We start from the raw sequence: 16,773 nt of genomic DNA, 5'->3' as shown, positions 1-16,773 counted from the left end.
AGCGCGACGACGGCCCCGCGCCGCTCTTGCTGGCACGGGCATCGCCCCTTGCCGCGCCACAGTCGATCGATATACTGGCGCGAAACGGGTGCCGGATCATCTGGTGCCCGCGACAGGGGGATCGGCGGTGGGGCTGAGGTTCCGCCCCGGCCAGGGGAGGAAAAAATGAACAACGACCGTCGCGCCCTCGTAGCGCACACCGGCAAGTCTCCAGGAAAGCGCCGAGCGGCCGTCGTCGCAGTGCTCGCGATGATCTTCGCGATGCTGACCACGATCAATGTCATCGGGTCAGCGCAGACCGCGCAGGCCGCGGCGGTCTGCACGCCGGGGAACATCTACGCCAACACCGGTGGCGCCGTCAACGAGCTCAACAAGTACTCGACGACCGGTGACCTCGTGTCGAGCGTCCCGCTTGCGCGCTCCTACACGGACATCGCGTTCTTGGGCGATGGCGTCACGCTCTACGGCATCGCTCCGGGGACCCCGACGGTCCTGTACACGATCGATCCCGACACCGGGGCCGAGATCGGATCGGTCTCCGTCACCGGCTTGCCTGCCACCGCCTACTTCGCCAATGCCCTGAGTGCGGCGCCCGATGGGTCTCTTCTCGTCGGTGCGGCACCGAACGGGGAAACCGGCCGGATGATCTTCGAGATCAACCCGACGACGGGTGTCGCCACCCCGTTCCAGGCCATGTTCCCGACCGGTTACGGGTCAGCCGGTGACTTCCTCTCCCTCGCGGATGGAGACATCCTCGCCGTCGGTTCCACGGGGTCCGGGGGTGCGCTGTTCCGCATCGCCCCCGACTTCTCGGTGACTCAGGTCGGCACCGTGCCGCAGTCGTTCGGCGCCGCCCAGAGCGGCGGCAAGATCTATCTCGCCGGGTCAAACGGTGACCTGTATGAGATCGCCTCCGTACCCGTCGTGCCCTCCACCTCGCCTGTGCCGCTCACCACGATCGCCGCGACGGGACTGCCGTTCTTCGGCGCGACCTCACCCCAGGACAGCGGATTGTGCTCGGAGCTCACGCTGGTGAAGTCGGTCGACCCCGCGGATGCGGCGACCTATGAGGTCGGCCAGGAGCTGACGTACTCGTTCGTCGTGACCAACACGGGAAACACCACACTCACGAACATCTCGGTCACGGAAGGCGCGTTCACGGGTTCGGGCCAGTTGGGACCGATCACGCCGGCGTCCGTCGCCACTCTCGCACCGGGAGAAATGACGACGTTCACCGCGACCTACACGCTCACCCAGGCCGATGTCGACCGCGGAACCACGAGCAACACCGCAACCGCGACGGGTGTTCCGCCCACGGGCCCGCCGATCGAGTCCCCGCCCTCCACGGTCGAAGTTCCCTCGATCCCCGCACCGGGACTGTCCCTGGTGAAGTCTGCTGATCGCAACAGCGTCTCGGCGGCCGGCCAGACACTGACGTATTCCTTCTTGGTGACGAACACGGGCAACAGAACCCTCACCGACGTGACCGTCGAAGAAGGCGCGTTCACCGGTTCCGGCACCCTCGGGGCGATCACCCCGGCGTCCGTCGCCACTCTCGCACCGGGAGCATCCACGACGTTCACCGCGACCTACACACTCACCCAGGCCGACATCGACCGCGGAACCACCAGCAACACCGCGACCGCGACCGGCGTCCCGCCCACGGGCCCCCCGATCGAGTCCCCACCCTCCACGGTCGAGATCCCCTCGATCCCCGCCCCCGGACTCTCCCTCGTGAAGTCCGTCGACCGTCCCAGCGTGTCCACTGTCGGTCAGACCATCACCTATTCGTTCTTGGTGACCAACACCGGCAACACGACGCTCACCGGTGTCACGGTCAAGGAGGGTGCGTTCACCGGTTCCGGTCAGCTGGGACCGATCACGCCGGCGTCGGTAGCCACTCTGGCCCCGGGGGCGTCGACCACGTTCACCGCGACCTACGTCGTCACGCGCGCTGATCTGCAGTCCGGAAGCCTGTCGAACACGGCCACGGCCACCGGCGTCCCGCCCACGGGCCCGCCGATCGAATCGCCGCCCTCCACGGTCAAGGTCCCCGCGGTTCCCCCTTTCTCCGGGCTGGCGACCACGGGATCGGAGCCGCTGTGGGCTGCGCTTCTCGCCGCCGCGTTCCTCCTCGTGCTCGGAGGAGCGCTCAAGGTGAGGTCGGGATCCAGGTTCTCCCGATCGTGAGTGAGGGCAGGATCCTCTAGAAAGAAGGGAGGGAGTGGGAGTCGATCCCACTCCCTCCCTCTTTGCTGTCCACGAGAGGTCGCAGACGAGAATCGGCACCGTCTGCCTCTCCCCCTCACCCCCAGCGACCGACGACGTCTGGGCTGTCGGGATGAAGCGTGCACAACGCCATCCGCACGCCACGCTTCGCCCGTGGTGTCAGGCAGATGACCCAGCGCTCAGGCGAAGTCGAGCTCGCCGCGCACGATCGAATCACCGGAGTGTGCCGGATCACCGTCGACAGGCTCGAACGAGATGTCGACGACACGGTACTCGTCGAGGTCGACGCCGTCCGGCACGAGGAATGTCCCTGACGCGTTCTCGAGCACACCGAGACTGATCAGGGCCTCACCGTCGGCACGGATCAACCACACCTCGCGGTAGTCGCCGTCCAGGCCTTCGTCTCCTTCGAGGGTCACGGTGAGGGTGCGTCGTCCGTCGCCGTCATCGTCGACTTCGGCTTGCCCTGTCGCCTGCGGGTGGTCGGGGAAGGCTGCGAGCTCGGCCGACGCGATCACCGCAGACGACGGCGTGAGCGTGCGCGTGATCCAGATGCCGGCACCGATCGCGGCGACGAGTGCCATCGACGCCGCGAGCACCCAGATGGTCGACCGTGAGCGACGCGTGTGCCCGGCACGCGGAGGTGTCGGCGCGGCGACACGCATCGGCTGCTCGGGCGCCTCGGAGACTTCGGGTGCGCCCGAAGACGCCGGATCCGAAGCCAGCGCTGGACTCAGACGGAGCTCCTCGTGAACCCTCGACCACACCTCCGCGGAGGGACTCTCCAGCTCCCCCTCCACGACGCTGGATCGAGCCACGAGTGCCACGCGCGACATCTCGGCCACCTCGGCGGCACAGGCATCGCATTCGGCCAGATGCTGCGTGTCTGCGTCGGAGTCGACCGGCTCACCCATCGCAATCAGAGCGATCGTCTCGTCATCAAGATGCGACATGGTTCACCTCCAATCGATCACGCATTCGGGCAAGACTTCGGCGGATGTGACTCTTCACCGTGCCGAGCGGCATCCCCATTCTCCGGGAGATCTCGTCATGCGTGAGGTCATCGTAGAAGGCCAATCGCATCACGGCCTGAGCGTCCGGTGCGAGCTGCTGCAGCTCGCTCGAGAGCAGAAGCGTCTCGGAGAGGTCGATGGCATCCGAGACGAGTGCGTCCGGCGGAGTGAGGCGCTCCATCTCGGCCTGCAGTTGCTGCACCTTGGCCCTCGCCTCGAAAGTGTCGGCGATGCGCCGTCGGGCGATCGTGATCAACCAGGTCGAGAGGCGCGCCTTCGACGAGTCATAACCCGCGCGCGAGTTCCACGCCGAGACGAAAGTGCGCTGCGTCACGTCCTCCGCATCGCCTCGATCGCCGAGCGATCGCAGCGCGAGCGTGAAGACGACCGGAGACCACCGCCGGTACAGCTCAGCGAGGGCTTGTTCATCGCCCGCGACGAAGCGTCGATCGAGCGCCGCTTCGGCTTCGGTGGTCTCATCCACCCGGAGTCTCCTCTCCATGGTGATCACCCCGCCTCACTGCGGGACGGCCACGGCCACCACGTTATCGCGGTAATGGCCGGTGGTGCTGTCGAAAGGGCCGCCGCAGGTGACGAGCACCAGGGCGGACGATCCACCTCGGGCGAACAGCTCATCAGAGGGCAACGCCGACTTCTCGTAGTAGGTCAGCGACTGGATCACGAAGTCGCGAGTCGTCCCGTCCGCCGCGGTGACGCTGACGGTCTCGCCTGCGGGCACGTCCCGCAGGCGAGCGAGCGGTCCGATCGGATAGTCGATCGCGTCGACGTGCGCTGCGATCAGGATCCGGCCACTCGTGCTCGTGGCATCCGCCCCGTACCGGTACCACCCGGCCACGGCCGGGTCGACGGGAAGCTCCATCTGTCCCGACTCCTCCACCCCGACATCCGTCACCGGCATGTCGACGTCGAGAGATGGGATGGCAAGACGCGTGGGGGCGACGGGTGCGACCGGGGCGGGGAGGGAGCCCGGTCGCACCTCCACGTCTCGCGTGGGCGTGGGAGGGACGGGGGTCGGAGTCGTGGGGGTCGGCTCCGACGACGGAGGGGAGCCATCACCCGCCCCTCCCGGTGTGCATGCCACGAGGCACGCCGCGGCGACCACTGCACCCAACGCCGCGATGGCGCGGTGCAGACGGGGAATCCGCGACGTGCCTGCGGGCATCAGCGCACCGACTGGCGTCGACGCACGACCAGGCCTGCGCCCACCGCGGCCATGATGGCCATCGCGATGACGCCGACCGAGACGATCGTCGTCACCGACGCGTCCTGCTGTGCGAGGTAGCCGGCGGTACCCGAGGGCACACCGTCGGGGTTCGTGTGCAGCCCGCCGATCGTCTGCGCCGCGATGGCGAGGTTTCCGTCTTCGGCGCTGCCCCAGGCGTAGAGGATCGTGTTGACGCCCTCCTGGACGGCGACGTCGGTCGGGCCGATGACAGGGTCGGTCGTTCCGGCCAGAGCCACGGCCGCCGACACCGTTCCCGCGGCGAGGTCGAGCTTCGCCTCATCGGGGTTGGCGAGGTTCTGGATGACGGGCGATCCGCCCGCCAGGATGTCGACCGCGGGTGCGGCGGCCGTGTGACGGACCGTGAGCCGCCCCTGACCAGGTGCCGTCTGAGAGATGTCGTTCGTGAACAGGTTGAGGCCCGGATCTCCCGCCGCCGTCAGATGTGCGACGGCCGTGTAGTTCGCGCCGCCCTCGAGGGTGAGAGTGGCCGGACCGAGGATCGGGGCGCTCGCGTCGGCGGCATCGGGAGCGGTGAGAGCGACCTCGTAGTCACCGGCAGGCAATGCGAGCGGGCCTGCCAGGTCTCCCGGGGCGAAATTGTCGAGCGTCAGCTCGCCGTTCACATACACGTCGACCGGCGTGTCAGGGATCGCGTGGAGCACGGAGAGCTGGGCCTCCTGGGCCGTAGCAGCGCCGGCCGGCAATGCCAGGCCGAGAGCGGTGATCATTCCGACGGCGAGGCCGGCGGCGACTGTCTTGCGCATCTGTTCCTCCTGAACGCGGACCGCCCTGCGCGGCCCTTCATAGGAGTTGTTCTCCGAGATGTCGGAGTTTGGATGCACCTGGATCTGAAATTCATCGAACCGGAGTCGCTCGACCGCTCTGCCACGGCACCGTGATGGATACGACAGAGGCTCGGAACCTCGCGACTTCCGCGTGATTCCGAGCCTCTCTATGGTCGGGCTGACAGGATTTGAACCTGCGACCCCTTGACCCCCAGGTAGCTCCGAGCGACCGCCTGAGACAAACGACAGCTCCCGCCTCTCCGCGTTTCGCCCCGTGTTTTCGAGCTTCTTGGCAGACTTCAGGAGAGCCGACGGGAACCGGCGGGAGGCTTCGTCAGGCGACGTCGGAGGGGTTTCGGAGGGGTTCGGAGGGCTCGTTTGACCGTCACCTAGAGGCGGACGGCGCTACGCTCTGCTGCATGACTGAAAACAACGACGGGCCGACGCTCGACCTCACCAACACCCGAGCACTCGCAGAGGATGTCGCGGCGGGCTTTGAGGCGAACCGGCAATTTCGTCAAGACGCATTCGATAATCTCCTCGCGTATCTGGAGACGGACAGCCACCTGGACCTTTCTCTTATGGAGGGCTACTTGTACTTCGCTGAAGAAATCAGCGCCGACCCTGACCTGTTCGCTGAGATTGTCAGGCAGCTCGCTTTGCGTGTCGCCCTAGCAGTCGAGCGAGCTGATGCCGAGACTGCGCAGCTCATGGCCGACGAAACCAGCTGAGTCACTCCCCGCTCTCAGGCAGCCTCGCCCGGCACGAGGGACGCCTCTTGTTGCGCGCTGTGCCAGGAGGGAACGCCTCCTGCCAGACTGTGTCGATGGAGATGTCCGAGCCGGAAGAACGTCGCATACGCGACTATGTCAATTCGCAATCGCATGACGATGACCGAGCAGGGCTCGTTCAGAAAGTCGGTGCGCGGCGAATACTCGGTCGTCCCCGCGAGATCTATGACGTGCACTGCGAGCACACACGTTGGTGGGTCATCACAGATCCAACGAATCTTTACTCGCAAGACGACTTCCCCGACTTCGAACAGGCGCTCATCTTCCACCTCGGTCTCGGGGTGATCATGGCGGAGCGTGAAAGAACCGAACTTGAGGAAGACCAGCTGGAACACGTCTCGACGGCCTGGCGTCGCTTCAGCCAGGCCGTCGATGCAATGAACGATGCGGGCGAGTCCGAGGACTACCAGGCCGTAGGCATTAAGTGCCGGGACGCCCTCATCGCGCTCGCGAAGACGCATGCGGATGCAGAGTGGATAGGCGATCTCGACGAGCGCCCGAAAGGGGCGGACTTCAAAGGGTGGGCGAACATCTTCGCGGACCGACTTGCGGAAGGTCGCATGCGGTCATACCTCAAGGCACTTGTGGACAAGACATGGGACCTGACCGTCTGGCTACAACACAACGCCAACGCCACTCCTCTGGACGCTGACATCGTGATCGAGGCGACCGGCCAGGTGCTGCAAGTCATGAGCAAGCTCATGCGTCAGCGGGAGGACGGCCCGATCCCTCGCTGCCCGAAGTGCGAGTCGTACCGCCTCAATGAGGACATTGAGCAGACGACGGAACCGGAGCCCGGTTTCTACGAGTCGACCGTGTGCGAATCGTGTGGATGGCGAACCGACCGAACTTTCACAAGCTTCCTCGATCACTTCAAGGACACCCGACTGCTGGAGTACCTGGCTACGCCGGGCGATGGGCCTTCGGACCGGCTCGGGCATGAGCGCTTGCCCCGCCCTCGCACCGACGACGACGATGCCTCCGGGCCACGAGACGAGGGCTAAGAGCGCTGGCCGCTCCCCACAAAGAACGCCACCGGCTGGGTAACTCCCGCCCGGTGGCGTTCTCGTTGGTTACGCACCGTTCTCGTGGGCGCGGGTGTGTGCTCAGGCGAGGCGCTGGCTGGCAATCTCTGGATCAGTGCCGTTCGGCAGGCTGTCGGCCATACCGGCGGAGCGCATCAGCCGCGCTCTGTCGGCCGGGCTCAGGTCGCGGGGCTGGCCGGCAGGGGTGCGCAAGTTCATACCGTCCCGGCCGCCATATTCACTCGGGCTGTCATATCGCTGCGCCATTGTTCCATCTCCTAGTTGTAATCGGTTGCGTCTATTCTCCCGCTTCATTAATCACCCATTCAAAGCGCGGGCGATAATAGCTTTAACACCGCAATTAACTAGGAGGAGATATGGTGCGACCTAAGCACCTTCCAGAAAGCGTGGATGTTAGAACGCAAGTTCCGGCCGAATTGGCAAATGCGATTGCTTCGCTGGCCGCAGCGGCCGGACTCAGCAAGGCCGCGTTCACGCGACAGGTGCTCATCGCTGGCCTGCAACCGTTCGCCCTCACCGACCCGGCGCTCGCGTCTGCACTTGAGCCGACAACGTACACCCGCCGATGAGCACACGATTCAGCGCCGCCGACATGGCCCGCGCGCACCTGTCGCAGGCCGAGTTGGACGAGTACGACGCCTACATCGCCGAGCACGACGACCCACTGAAACCCGCGCCAACAACACCCCAGGAGGAAACGATCATGGCCGAGCCCCGATACGCAATCGACCAGAACTACAAGCAGTTCGATGAGAACGGCTTGCCCGCTTATCCGAAGAGCACCGCCGCGACCGAGGCCAAGCTCCGCAATGTGCAGAAGCAGCTCAAGACTGCGCAGAGCCGTGTCGAGGCAGCGCTCGACCGCGCTCTCGACCAGTTCGAGGTTTCGCTGGAAGCCGAAGACCGCAAGCGATCGACGCAAGAGCGCCTCGCTGACATGACCCGCCGCAACCGCCGCATCTGAGAAAGGACAACACCATGACCACTGCAACACGCGTGGACGGTCCGGAAGACATTGCAACCGCAGCCCCGACCGACGACACTGCCCGCTACCGCGACACCGGGGGAACGATCGTCAACAACATCGGTCCCGGCACCCTGGATAACCCGCGCATCGCGGCGCGCGAGGCTCAGTACGGCAACCGTCAGGCCGAGATCGAGGCCGTGATGGATATCGACCAGGCGGCGTTCGACCGTGTGCGAGAACTGGAAACCTTCATGATCGGCCGCGCTGAGAACTTCGTCGCCGACGTCATGGGCACCACGGAGGGTGTCGGCCCGCGTCACGCCCGTCGCCCCGGCCTGGTCGACAAGACCGAAGAGATCGTGACCAACCTCAACGACCTGGTTACGGAGCTGGAGCGCGGCGGAAGCGCGAGCGACCTGGCCGAGCGCTTCGTCGCCTTGCAGAACGAAGCAAGGCACACCGCCTTGCCGAAGCTCTCGCGGGCGATGCGCGAAGCCGACAGCCACATTCCGAAGATGCAGGACCCCTACGCCGAAGTGCAGCGCCTCATCGCCAAGATGCCTTTCAGTAGCTTCCGGCCCATCGCCCCGGCGAAACGCCGATGACAATGACAACGGCCCGCCAGCCGAAGCTGACGAGCCGCCATCACAAGGGAAACAACATGAAGGATGTCGCCGGGATGAACTTGCCCGTGATTGCGACGAAGAAACCCTACTCTCGCGCCAAGGCCGGGCGCTCGATACCGGGGTTCGCCGGTCTACGCGCGGACGCCAACGGATGGATCTACACGAAGCGCGACGGCCAACGACTGAAGTCACGGGTCGTCGGCGGAGTGCTCTGTGTAGACGTGAGCAAGCCCACCCAGCGGCAGTCCCCCTGGGTGCCCGTGGCCATCCTGGTTGCCCGCGCGTTCGTTCCCATTCCCAGACCGCGCTACCGACACCGTGAGGTCATCCACCTCGACGGCGACCGGAAGAACTGCCGAGCTTCCAACCTTGCCTGGGTGCGTGGACCGAGAAGACGACAGACCCCGATCCTGCCACGACAGTCCTCGTAGTAGAGTGATCTCGCTCCGGCAGTCCCGGAGCACCGACAACTGAATACGCTGCCCCGAACATCTCCAATGAGAGGTGCAAGGCGCAAGCGACCAGAAGAGAAGGCAGCTACGGCCGTCAGGATCAACAGCGACACACAGTCGTGTTCCCCTGAGTGAGAGCAAATAATCCGCACCGAACCTGGCCGAGCAGCAGAACTTTCCAACGACAACTCATGTCGAAGGGTTCTGCACTCGGCCTTTGTTGTTTGTAGACCTTTCGGCTCGATCCCGAAGGGATTCCGGAAATGTCTGCATCAGACTCCACCAAGCGCATCTTCGACGATGACCGGCTCTACACCACCGATGAGACCGCCGAACTGCTGACCCTCTCACCGCGACAAGTCGCGGACGCGCGACAGGCGAAGCGTCTCGGCTGCGTTCGACTTTCCGGTGCCGCGGTCCGACACACCGGGGCACAGATTCGCGCCTTTATCGCAGCGCGTTCCGTCGACGCCGAGCACTGACCTACCCGACCCTCTCTCCGAGCGTCGCCAAGGCCTCAGCGCTCCGCATCGAAGGAAAATCCATGAACGACTCACGCAACAAACGCGAGGTCTGTCGATACGACTTCACCGACCAGAACGGACGGCTTGCCTTCCAGAAGGTCCGCTACGCCATTGACAACGCAGGCCCCGGCGAACGCCGCAAAACCTTCAAGTACTACGACCCGCATCGGTTTGGAGGCATCGGAGGGTTTGGCAAGCCGCCCGGCGCTGATCTCCTGATCTTCAACCTGCCGGCCACTCTGGAAGCGATCAGAACCGGTCAGACCGTCCATTCAACCGAGGGAGAGAAAGATGCAGACGAGCTAATCAAGCTCGGGTACGCAGCGACGAGCGTGCACCAGGGTGCGAACAAGGTCACCCTCGAACAGATGGCCTGGCTGTACGAGGCTCCGCGCGTCATCATCTGGGTGGACAAGGACGTCGAAGATCCGTCTATCGGTGCGCACGACGCCGTGATGCGGCACGACCACTTGGTGAAGCTTGGGTATGGCGGCGAAATCGAGTTCCGTCGTGCACGCGGGCCGTGGGGCGGCTTGAAGGACGTCGCGGATCATCTTGCCGCCGGGTACGCGGTGGATGAGGCCGTGGTCTGCAACGTCACGAAACTCCTGCAGTGCGCGAGTCGGTTCACTCTCAAGGCGAACCGGAGGGCCGGATATGGCCGCTAAGGATCGCACGTTCAAGATCACCCCGACCGGCCTTCAGCCTGCGTCGCCGAAGCCCTTGTCGTCGAAGCGCTCTGTCGCCGACATCACCGCCAAACGAGAGGAGGTGTTGGCGAAGGCTGCGGAAGCGGAGTTCGAGGTCACTGTTCGCAACCAGCTGGAATACTTGCGGGCGTCTCGCGATGCCAAGGCGCTCCTCGCGGCCGAGGGCTGGGAGGAGCCACCGGTCCAAGGATCGTGGGCTGAGCAGATGCAGCAGCCGGATCAACCACTCAACTGGATCATCGAAGGCTTGTTGTTCGAGGGTGCCAACGCAGTCCTCAACGCGGTGGCGAAGTCTGGGAAGACTTCACTCCTCATCAACACCGCCGACAGCATGTTGTCCGGCGAGCCGCTGTTCGGGCACTTCGTCGTCAACGCCATCGCAGAGGGCCGCTCCATCGCCTGGTGGAATGCGGAGCTTGCCGAGCGCCAGGCAAAGTCCTGGCTCCACGACTTCGACTTCTCGAGGCCCGAAGACTTCTATCCGCTGCACCTGCGTGGCTACATGATGCCGTTCGATGTTCATCGTGTAGAGGACTGGGCCGTGGAGTGGCTCAGCGAGCGCCGCGTCAGCGTGTGGATGCTCGATCCCCGTTCAGCTCTGTACACCGGAGAGGAGAACAGCAACACCGAACTCAGCGCCTGGCTCGCGGCTATCGACCGCATCAAGCGTCGCGCTGGGGTCGAGACCGTGATCCTCGTCCACCACGTCAGCGAGACTGCGACCGCCGACAGCGACGAGCTCAACGCGGGCCGGTTGCTGCGCGGGCGGGGTGCTTCCAGGCAGGAAGGTTGGGCGGACGTCATCTGGTCCTACTCGGGGCGCTTCGATGAGCCGCGCTACCTGGCCGCGCTTGGGCGTGATGTCGATGTGGCGCCGTTCGGCGGGCTCGTGATGGAGTCCGGCAGCCGCAAGCTCCGCTTCACGGGTCAGCGTTCGACGCCCTCGCAGGACCGCAAGGTGTCGCTCGCCTACGCCGCGTACGAAGCCGTGACCACCGCTGGCGAACCGGTCGCCGCGATGGCGCTTCAGGCGCAGCTCCCCGGCACCAAGCCCAACCCCAAGCGCGAAGCCGTCGCCTACGCGGTGAGCCTCGGATGGCTGGACGAAGCCCCCGGGCCGCGTAACTCCAAGCTGTACAGCCCCGGTGCCATTGATCCGCGCAAGCGTCGCCTCAACGTCACCACGGAGGACAAGGAGACCGGCAGTGCGAACCCAGTGTGACCCCAGTGCGAACCAACGTCCGGGTTCACACCGGTCGAGTGTGTGTGATCCCCGTAAGGGACACACACTCACCGGAGAACATCCGTAGGCCTCTGAGTATGAACCGTTCAGTCAGGGATCACACTCCCTAGTTCACACACAACGAACCATCACAAGAAGACCACGAAACGCGAGTTGGAGAGATGACATGACGAAGCAGCAAAACAACGGCAAGGACGACCGGCAGGAGCGTCCCCTTGAACGGCACAGCCCCTTGAACGACGCGCACCTGATGGAGAGCAAGCGTCAGTGCCCCGCCATCAGCAAGCGCACTGGCGAGCGCTGCAAGCGCTATTGCGCCCTAGGCATGCGGTCGTGCCGATGGCACGGATCAGCGACTCGCGTTGCCAAGACCGCCGCCGCGAAGCGCATCGCCCAGGCGTCTGGATACGCCGCTGACATGCTCGTCGAGTTCATGGCCGACCCCGAAGTGAACATCGACCTCCGCACGAAGATCGCGCAAGACCTGCTCAACCGCGCCGGTGTATCCGAGAAGACCGTGTTGCAGATCGGCGTAGAGCAGCCGAAGTCGTTCCTGGACTTTGTTGGGGATGCCCTCGTAGACGTTGCGGATGACGACGACTCCAACATCGTGGACGCGGTGGTGATCGAAGACGACGATGCACCGCTGGTGCCGCGAGACCCCGACGCTGCATACCAAGGCAACCGTCACGACCGAGCGGTGTTCGCAGAGGTCGAGCGCGCACGTAGCCGCGACCCCAAGCACGCTCTGAGCCAGGTCGAACGCGCCCGCATGGAAGCAGCAGAGCGCGAGACCCTTGGCGGCGCTCCGGCGAGTGCGAGGTCGCGTCGTGCGGGCGGTCGGAGCGATGACGACACAGCGATGGCCGAACAGCAGGACCGCGAGGACGCCGAGCTGCAGCGCGTGAGACGCGCCGAGCGGGAGCGCAACGCGAACCAGGCCGGAGACCGGCACGTCCGCAACTCCGAGGCCACGATGAGCCAGCCCCGGAAGCGGCAGCGCAGATGAGTGCGGACAAGCTCGACCGCGTCCGCCGTCGCTGGGAACTCGGTATCAGCATCGAACGTCTCCTGATCGTCGCGGACGACCCCGATCTCTGGCTCGAAGCCGAGATCTACGCCCGGCGTCTGTTCGATCTGGTCATGGCCCGCCACGCAGATACGACGGAGCCACGCGAGGAGGGGTCGCCTGGTGAAGATATCCCTCCCTAGCCCTCCGGGTGCGGGATGACCTCGCCGACCACGCATATGGCCACCTAGCCACGCCGTGAAATCATCTCTGACCGGCCACGTTTGCCATAAGGGGACCCTTCAGGCATTCTTCTCTCGTCAACATAGGTTGACGCCATACCAAGGAGACCCCATGTTCGATCAGAACCCCGAGTTCGATGCACTGCTCAAGCAGATGTCGGAACTCATCTACATGCCGCTGGACGCGCGAGAACAGTTCGACGCCATGCTCCGCGAGAACTTCACGGGCCAGGTCAACGACGACTTCGAGGAGACGGATCGATGACCACGATGATCGGCTACCTGCGGGTGAGCACCGAAGAGCAGGCCGCGTCCGGACTCGGCCTGGAGGCTCAGCGCGACACCATCCAGCGGTACGCCGACAGCCACGGCTGGGACATCGCCTGGTATGTGGACGAGGGCAAGTCCGCGAAGAACATGGACCGGCCCGAGCTTCAAGCTGCGCTCGCCCGTCTGCACCCGAGGAAGCGCGATGTTGCGGGCCTGGTCGTCGCCAAGCTCGACCGCCTGAGCCGTTCCGTGCCCGACTTCGCAGGCGTCCTGGAGCTTGCCCGAGCACGCCGCTGGTCCCTCGTCGCCATCGACCTGGGCGTCGACACCTCCACCCCGACCGGCGAACTGATCGCCAACGTCATGATGTCCGTCGCTCAGTGGGAACGCCGCATCATCGGCGAACGCACCTCGGCCGCGATGCAGGCCGCGGCTCGACAGGGCAAGCACATGGGTCGTCTCTCCGCACTACCCACGGCCACGGGCGACCGCCTGCTCGCGCTCAAGCGCTCGGGCCTGACGCTGGCCGGCACTGCCGAAGCGATGAACGCCGAAGGCCTCACGACCGCGACCGGTGAGGCCTGGACCGTCAACACCGTCGCGAAGGTGCACAAGCGCCTCACCGCCAACCTCACCAAGGACACCACAGCGGCACCCGCCGCCTGAACAAGGAGCACCACATGTCCCAGCAGACCTACACACCCGGCGCGACCGTCGCCGTCGCTGACCTCGAAGTCGGCGACCTTATCTACGCCCGCCACAACCTCCAGACCAAGGAGCCGAGCCACCCTGTCGAGGTTGTCCGGCTTCAGCCGTCTGCCGCCACGTTCTCACCGCCGATGGTGCGGGTCGTCGTCCGCAACCTGCTCGGCGTGACCCTGCCAGCGTGGGCAATCGGGCGCTCGGGCTACCTGGCTCTGGACAAGTCGTTCTTCCGCGCCGTTCCTGAGGCTCCAGAGGAGTGATCCCCGTGCACCGCCCGTTCCCGGCTCGGAAGACGCTCGGCACGCGGTACAACCTGCGCCCCGCAACGGCTCCCGTCGAGGCGCAGCGCCTCCAACCCGGCGACGTCATCGTGGTCGACGACGAGTGCCCCGTCGTCATCGTCTCGATCAACCGCAAGCGCGGCCGCATCCGCGTCTGGGGCAAGTTCATCTGGCAGACCCATCGCGAGCTGCATTGGAAGGTCGGCACCTTCGCCTACACACAGCGACTCGCCCGCGCCCTCCCCGGCGAGTACCGCACACCGGCCCGCCCCAACCTCTGATTCTCATTCACCAAGGAGCACGACATGGCACACATCACCACCAAGGAGACCTCGAAGGGCACCGCCTACGTCGTCAAGTGGCGTCCGCAATCGGGAACCTTCAAGGAGAAGACCTTCTACGTGAAGCGCGAGGCTGAGCGTCACCTCGCCAAGATCGAGCACGAGCTTGCGGACGGCAACTCGACGGAGCACCTTTCCGGCCGTTCGAAGACCTTCCGGCAGGCGGCGGAGGCGATGATCGCTGCGAGCGCCCACCTCAGCCGAAGGCTGACACTGCCGAAGCGCGCTTCCTGTCGGTGGAAGAGGTGAATCGGCTGGCTGCCGAGCTGACGGCCCAGCCGCCGTACGATCTGTTGGTGCGGTTCGGCGCTCTGACCGGGCTGCGCATTGGCGAGGTAGCTGCGCTGCGCATCCGCGACATCGACCTACGCCGGGGTGAGGTTCAGGTGCGCCGGAACATGACCCACACCAGCAAGGGCTACGTCCTCGGTACTCCGAAGACTGCACGGGCCGTGCGTGATGTGCCGATCCTGGACGACGGCCTGTTGCGCGATCTCAGCGTCCACCTCCGCCAGCACCCGCACCGCGACAACCTGGAGGCCGGACTGTGGCCGGGAAAGGTGCCGGGCCACAACAAGCTGAGCTACGAGCGCGCCTTCGACCCCAAGGGCTTCTATCGCTACACGTTCAAGCCTGCTGCCACGCGGGCTGGACTCGACGGCCTCCACTTCCACGAGCTGCGCCACACCTTCGCTACGCTCGCGCTGGAGTCTCGCGCACTCGACATGCACGAACTATCCCGGGCGATGGGCCATGCGAGCTACGCCATCACCGACAAGGTCTACGCGCACGTCCGTCCGCGCGACTTCAGCGCTCACCGCACCGCGTTCTCTGCGCACATCGCAGCAGGCAGCATGCTCGCGTCCGTGCACGTGATTGCGTAGCCCCGGCACTCTGCTTCAAGCCCTCTCGCTTACAGGTCCGGGCGGGGCTTGATTGTAGTGATCTACGTTCTCAGTCCAGCAGCGTCCAGCTTGCGTAGGAGCACGGATGCGACCGACAGATGATCTAGGCACATGTCAGGATCATCGGGCAGGTCCACCTCATGGCCGCGCGGATTCCGAATTCCTGATTGGGCGCCCGCAAAGATGTAGCGGTATCCGAACTGCTCGTCTCGATCCGAGTCCGTATCTCCCGAATTGAGTCGGAGCTTTGGATCATTTTCGTCGAACGCTTTCATCATCAAGGCGTTGCCGAAGATCCGACGCAGTCCGCTTAGGCGCTTGACCTCGTGCTCGATGAACTTGAACGCGGTGAGCGCCGCATCAGCGAAGTACCCGTCGTCGTACTGCCTTCGCACCTTGGCGGGTAAGTCCGGATGGATGTTGCGCACCTCGAACGGATGCAGGTCTGCGGGGCGCTCTTCGGCTTCGATCGCTACTACAGGATAGGAGCGCGCAAGAAGTTCGAGGTCGTCGAGATTCACGCCGGGTACAAGTGCTTCCTGATGCTCGCGAACATGGCGTCGTACTCATCGGCCGTCGCTCCGACCGGAATGTTGATGTCTATACGGACGGACAGCCCGATCGCACCCCCATCGCCCGTCCCACCGCCATTGACGGTCAACCCGCCGGAGCGCTCCTTCTGTACCTCATCCGCGGCCTTCGTAGCGTTCGCCGCTTTCTTCGTTGACGTGGTCTTGGCGGGCGTCTTCGGGGGCGTCCTCGGTGTGGTTTTCGCGCTCGAATTCGCCTGCACAGGCGCACCGTTCCCGGATACACCCGCCAGGGTGAGGAAGGTCGATGCCTGCCGACCGCCGATCAGATCAGTGGTCTTGTCGACCATGCGAAACCAGTGGGAGAGCGACTCGCGGCTCGCGTTCCAGGCGTCAGGTCCGAGCTCGTCAAAGACGGGCTTATACGCGTCCCGGAGCAGCTCCGTCAAACCCTCATGAAAGTGCTCATCGCTTCCATAGAAGGCGTTGGCAGCCTCATCAACCTTCGCGCCGGAGTCGTCTATAACTCCGAGGAAACGAAGGATGTTGATCAGATAAGACTCGTTGCCCGGCGCTATACCCATGCGCTTGAAATACGCGGCATCGACGGTTGCGGGAAACGACTTCCGAAACTGTTCGAGGGTCTTCACCAGCGCGCCGGGGCCAGAGATGTAGGGATAGGTGTTGGCCAAGGTGTCCTCCATCGGCGGCGGTAGCGGAATGTCCGCATTATCGCAGACCATGCGATCACCCCAGGGTAGCCACGCCTTGGCGTGGGCAGTTGCGATCGGCCCCGTTCCCGTGGTGATCACGCTGTTGCAGCATCACCTAACCCTGTCCCGGCGTGCTTCGCTGCTA

Annotated in this window: 24 protein-coding genes; 17 read left to right on the top strand and 7 right to left on the bottom strand. The window is 64.8% G+C overall.

The features are described from left to right. The first annotated feature begins 165 nt into the window (after positions 1-165). Positions 166-2,190: a DUF11 domain-containing protein gene (locus D514_RS38145; protein WP_031205979.1), complete on the top strand. Its 2,025-nt coding sequence runs from the start codon at positions 166-168 to the stop codon at positions 2,188-2,190. 218 nt (positions 2,191-2,408) lie between these two features. Here the strand turns inward: D514_RS38145 and D514_RS30575 are convergent, their stop codons facing one another. From D514_RS30575 to D514_RS30565, 4 genes are read right to left on the bottom strand one after another with little or no spacing between them, the layout of a single operon-like run. Next, the gene (locus D514_RS30575) at positions 2,409-3,182 is read right to left on the bottom strand and encodes an anti-sigma factor (RefSeq protein ID WP_017830175.1); all 774 of its coding nucleotides are present in this window, start codon (positions 3,180-3,182) and stop codon (positions 2,409-2,411) included. Further along, positions 3,169-3,726 carry an RNA polymerase sigma factor gene (locus D514_RS30570; protein ID WP_017830174.1) on the bottom strand — a complete coding sequence of 186 codons (558 nt, stop codon included), beginning with the start codon at positions 3,724-3,726 and terminating at the stop codon, positions 3,169-3,171. Before D514_RS30570 ends, D514_RS30575 begins: the two co-directional genes overlap by 14 nt. Positions 3,727-3,759: 33 nt before the next feature. Then, complete coding sequence (locus D514_RS0119495; protein ID WP_081603907.1) at positions 3,760-4,425, bottom strand: class F sortase; 666 nt, start codon at positions 4,423-4,425, stop codon at positions 3,760-3,762. Next, complete coding sequence (locus D514_RS30565; RefSeq protein ID WP_017830172.1) at positions 4,425-5,252, bottom strand: DUF4397 domain-containing protein; 828 nt, start codon at positions 5,250-5,252, stop codon at positions 4,425-4,427. Before D514_RS30565 ends, D514_RS0119495 begins: the two co-directional genes overlap by 1 nt. A 440-nt stretch (positions 5,253-5,692) precedes the next feature. On the opposite strand from D514_RS30565, the gene D514_RS30560 reads away from it, so the two are divergent. Together D514_RS30560 and D514_RS30555 are read left to right on the top strand one after the other, a co-directional pair. Next, the gene (locus tag D514_RS30560) at positions 5,693-6,004 is read left to right on the top strand and encodes a hypothetical protein (RefSeq protein ID WP_017830171.1); all 312 of its coding nucleotides are present in this window, start codon (positions 5,693-5,695) and stop codon (positions 6,002-6,004) included. Positions 6,005-6,099: 95 nt separating this feature from the next. Then, positions 6,100-7,068: a hypothetical protein gene (locus tag D514_RS30555; protein ID WP_017830170.1), complete on the top strand. Its 969-nt coding sequence runs from the start codon at positions 6,100-6,102 to the stop codon at positions 7,066-7,068. 102 nt (positions 7,069-7,170) lie between these two features. Here D514_RS30555 and D514_RS30550 read toward each other — a convergent pair whose 3' ends face one another. Next, the gene (locus D514_RS30550) at positions 7,171-7,356 is read right to left on the bottom strand and encodes a hypothetical protein (RefSeq protein ID WP_017830169.1); all 186 of its coding nucleotides are present in this window, start codon (positions 7,354-7,356) and stop codon (positions 7,171-7,173) included. 319 nt (positions 7,357-7,675) lie between these two features. Between D514_RS30550 and D514_RS30545 the strand changes: the two genes are divergently transcribed. The 14 genes from D514_RS30545 to D514_RS0119485 all read left to right on the top strand — a co-directional run bounded on the left by D514_RS30545 (position 7,676) and on the right by D514_RS0119485 (position 15,364). Further along, entirely contained in the window at positions 7,676-8,074 is a 399-nt protein-coding gene (locus tag D514_RS30545; protein WP_017830168.1) for a hypothetical protein, read from the top strand. 14 nt (positions 8,075-8,088) lie between these two features. Continuing rightward, on the top strand, positions 8,089-8,682 hold the full coding sequence (locus D514_RS30540) for a hypothetical protein (RefSeq protein WP_017830167.1): 594 nt from the start codon (positions 8,089-8,091) through the stop codon (positions 8,680-8,682). Between the two features lie 56 nt (positions 8,683-8,738). Next, a complete protein-coding gene (locus tag D514_RS38745) occupies positions 8,739-9,134 on the top strand; it encodes an HNH endonuclease (RefSeq protein ID WP_186004842.1) in 396 nt (131 codons plus the stop codon). A 284-nt stretch (positions 9,135-9,418) separates the two neighbouring features. Next, complete coding sequence (locus D514_RS30530) at positions 9,419-9,637, top strand: hypothetical protein (protein WP_017830166.1); 219 nt, start codon at positions 9,419-9,421, stop codon at positions 9,635-9,637. Positions 9,638-9,699: 62 nt separating this feature from the next. Next, positions 9,700-10,347: a hypothetical protein gene (locus tag D514_RS30525; RefSeq protein WP_017830165.1), complete on the top strand. Its 648-nt coding sequence runs from the start codon at positions 9,700-9,702 to the stop codon at positions 10,345-10,347. Then, complete coding sequence (locus D514_RS30520; RefSeq protein WP_017830164.1) at positions 10,337-11,611, top strand: AAA family ATPase; 1,275 nt, start codon at positions 10,337-10,339, stop codon at positions 11,609-11,611. The genes D514_RS30525 and D514_RS30520 overlap by 11 nt, the downstream gene beginning before the upstream one ends. Positions 11,612-11,798: 187 nt before the next feature. After that, positions 11,799-12,641 (top strand): hypothetical protein, encoded by an 843-nt coding sequence (locus D514_RS30515; RefSeq protein WP_144053041.1) that lies wholly within the window; start codon positions 11,799-11,801, stop codon positions 12,639-12,641. Further along, complete coding sequence (locus D514_RS30510; RefSeq protein WP_017830162.1) at positions 12,638-12,844, top strand: hypothetical protein; 207 nt, start codon at positions 12,638-12,640, stop codon at positions 12,842-12,844. The genes D514_RS30515 and D514_RS30510 overlap by 4 nt, the downstream gene beginning before the upstream one ends. Before the next feature lie 151 nt (positions 12,845-12,995). Next, complete coding sequence (locus D514_RS38990; protein ID WP_017830161.1) at positions 12,996-13,148, top strand: hypothetical protein; 153 nt, start codon at positions 12,996-12,998, stop codon at positions 13,146-13,148. Beyond that, the gene (locus tag D514_RS30505) at positions 13,145-13,819 is read left to right on the top strand and encodes a recombinase family protein (protein ID WP_017830160.1); all 675 of its coding nucleotides are present in this window, start codon (positions 13,145-13,147) and stop codon (positions 13,817-13,819) included. Before D514_RS38990 ends, D514_RS30505 begins: the two co-directional genes overlap by 4 nt. Positions 13,820-13,833: 14 nt before the next feature. Continuing rightward, the gene (locus D514_RS30500) at positions 13,834-14,118 is read left to right on the top strand and encodes a hypothetical protein (protein ID WP_017830159.1); all 285 of its coding nucleotides are present in this window, start codon (positions 13,834-13,836) and stop codon (positions 14,116-14,118) included. A 5-nt stretch (positions 14,119-14,123) separates the two neighbouring features. Next, positions 14,124-14,420, top strand: coding sequence for a hypothetical protein (locus tag D514_RS30495; RefSeq protein WP_017830158.1), 297 nt, complete (start codon positions 14,124-14,126; stop codon positions 14,418-14,420). Positions 14,421-14,444: 24 nt separating this feature from the next. Further along, positions 14,445-14,729, top strand: coding sequence for a hypothetical protein (locus tag D514_RS30490; RefSeq protein ID WP_017830157.1), 285 nt, complete (start codon positions 14,445-14,447; stop codon positions 14,727-14,729). Beyond that, positions 14,726-15,364 (top strand): site-specific integrase, encoded by a 639-nt coding sequence (locus D514_RS0119485; RefSeq protein WP_017830156.1) that lies wholly within the window; start codon positions 14,726-14,728, stop codon positions 15,362-15,364. The genes D514_RS30490 and D514_RS0119485 overlap by 4 nt, the downstream gene beginning before the upstream one ends. 62 nt (positions 15,365-15,426) lie before the next feature. On the opposite strand, the gene D514_RS30485 is transcribed toward D514_RS0119485, so the two are convergent. Together D514_RS30485 and D514_RS30480 are read right to left on the bottom strand one after the other, a co-directional pair. Continuing rightward, positions 15,427-15,906 carry a TIGR02391 family protein gene (locus D514_RS30485; RefSeq protein WP_017830155.1) on the bottom strand — a complete coding sequence of 160 codons (480 nt, stop codon included), beginning with the start codon at positions 15,904-15,906 and terminating at the stop codon, positions 15,427-15,429. After that, entirely contained in the window at positions 15,903-16,727 is an 825-nt protein-coding gene (locus tag D514_RS30480; RefSeq protein WP_144053040.1) for a DUF5343 domain-containing protein, read from the bottom strand. The genes D514_RS30485 and D514_RS30480 overlap by 4 nt, the downstream gene beginning before the upstream one ends. Positions 16,728-16,773: the final 46 nt, after the last annotated feature.

This window comes from Microbacterium sp. UCD-TDU, from assembly GCF_000340625.1.
Lineage (GTDB): Bacteria > Actinomycetota > Actinomycetes > Actinomycetales > Microbacteriaceae > Microbacterium > Microbacterium maritypicum.
This window is presented reverse-complemented; position numbering and strand designations above follow the sequence as displayed.

Bases quoted from the DNA above. Each gene is read 5' to 3' on its own strand.
- D514_RS38145 (WP_031205979.1), top strand. From the start codon at position 166: ATGAACAACGACCGTCGCGCCCTCGTAGCGCACACCGGCAAGTCTCCA.
- D514_RS30575 (WP_017830175.1), bottom strand. From the start codon at position 3,182: ATGTCGCATCTTGATGACGAGACGATCGCTCTGATTGCGATGGGTGAG.
- D514_RS0119495 (WP_081603907.1), bottom strand. From the start codon at position 4,425: ATGCCCGCAGGCACGTCGCGGATTCCCCGTCTGCACCGCGCCATCGCG.
- D514_RS30565 (WP_017830172.1), bottom strand. From the start codon at position 5,252: ATGCGCAAGACAGTCGCCGCCGGCCTCGCCGTCGGAATGATCACCGCT.
- D514_RS30560 (WP_017830171.1), top strand. From the start codon at position 5,693: ATGACTGAAAACAACGACGGGCCGACGCTCGACCTCACCAACACCCGA.
- D514_RS30555 (WP_017830170.1), top strand. From the start codon at position 6,100: ATGGAGATGTCCGAGCCGGAAGAACGTCGCATACGCGACTATGTCAAT.
- D514_RS30550 (WP_017830169.1), bottom strand. From the start codon at position 7,356: ATGGCGCAGCGATATGACAGCCCGAGTGAATATGGCGGCCGGGACGGT.
- D514_RS30545 (WP_017830168.1), top strand. From the start codon at position 7,676: ATGAGCACACGATTCAGCGCCGCCGACATGGCCCGCGCGCACCTGTCG.
- D514_RS30540 (WP_017830167.1), top strand. From the start codon at position 8,089: ATGACCACTGCAACACGCGTGGACGGTCCGGAAGACATTGCAACCGCA.
- D514_RS38745 (WP_186004842.1), top strand. From the start codon at position 8,739: ATGAAGGATGTCGCCGGGATGAACTTGCCCGTGATTGCGACGAAGAAA.
- D514_RS30530 (WP_017830166.1), top strand. From the start codon at position 9,419: ATGTCTGCATCAGACTCCACCAAGCGCATCTTCGACGATGACCGGCTC.
- D514_RS30525 (WP_017830165.1), top strand. From the start codon at position 9,700: ATGAACGACTCACGCAACAAACGCGAGGTCTGTCGATACGACTTCACC.
- D514_RS30520 (WP_017830164.1), top strand. From the start codon at position 10,337: ATGGCCGCTAAGGATCGCACGTTCAAGATCACCCCGACCGGCCTTCAG.
- D514_RS30515 (WP_144053041.1), top strand. From the start codon at position 11,799: ATGACGAAGCAGCAAAACAACGGCAAGGACGACCGGCAGGAGCGTCCC.
- D514_RS30510 (WP_017830162.1), top strand. From the start codon at position 12,638: ATGAGTGCGGACAAGCTCGACCGCGTCCGCCGTCGCTGGGAACTCGGT.
- D514_RS38990 (WP_017830161.1), top strand. From the start codon at position 12,996: ATGTTCGATCAGAACCCCGAGTTCGATGCACTGCTCAAGCAGATGTCG.
- D514_RS30505 (WP_017830160.1), top strand. From the start codon at position 13,145: ATGACCACGATGATCGGCTACCTGCGGGTGAGCACCGAAGAGCAGGCC.
- D514_RS30500 (WP_017830159.1), top strand. From the start codon at position 13,834: ATGTCCCAGCAGACCTACACACCCGGCGCGACCGTCGCCGTCGCTGAC.
- D514_RS30490 (WP_017830157.1), top strand. From the start codon at position 14,445: ATGGCACACATCACCACCAAGGAGACCTCGAAGGGCACCGCCTACGTC.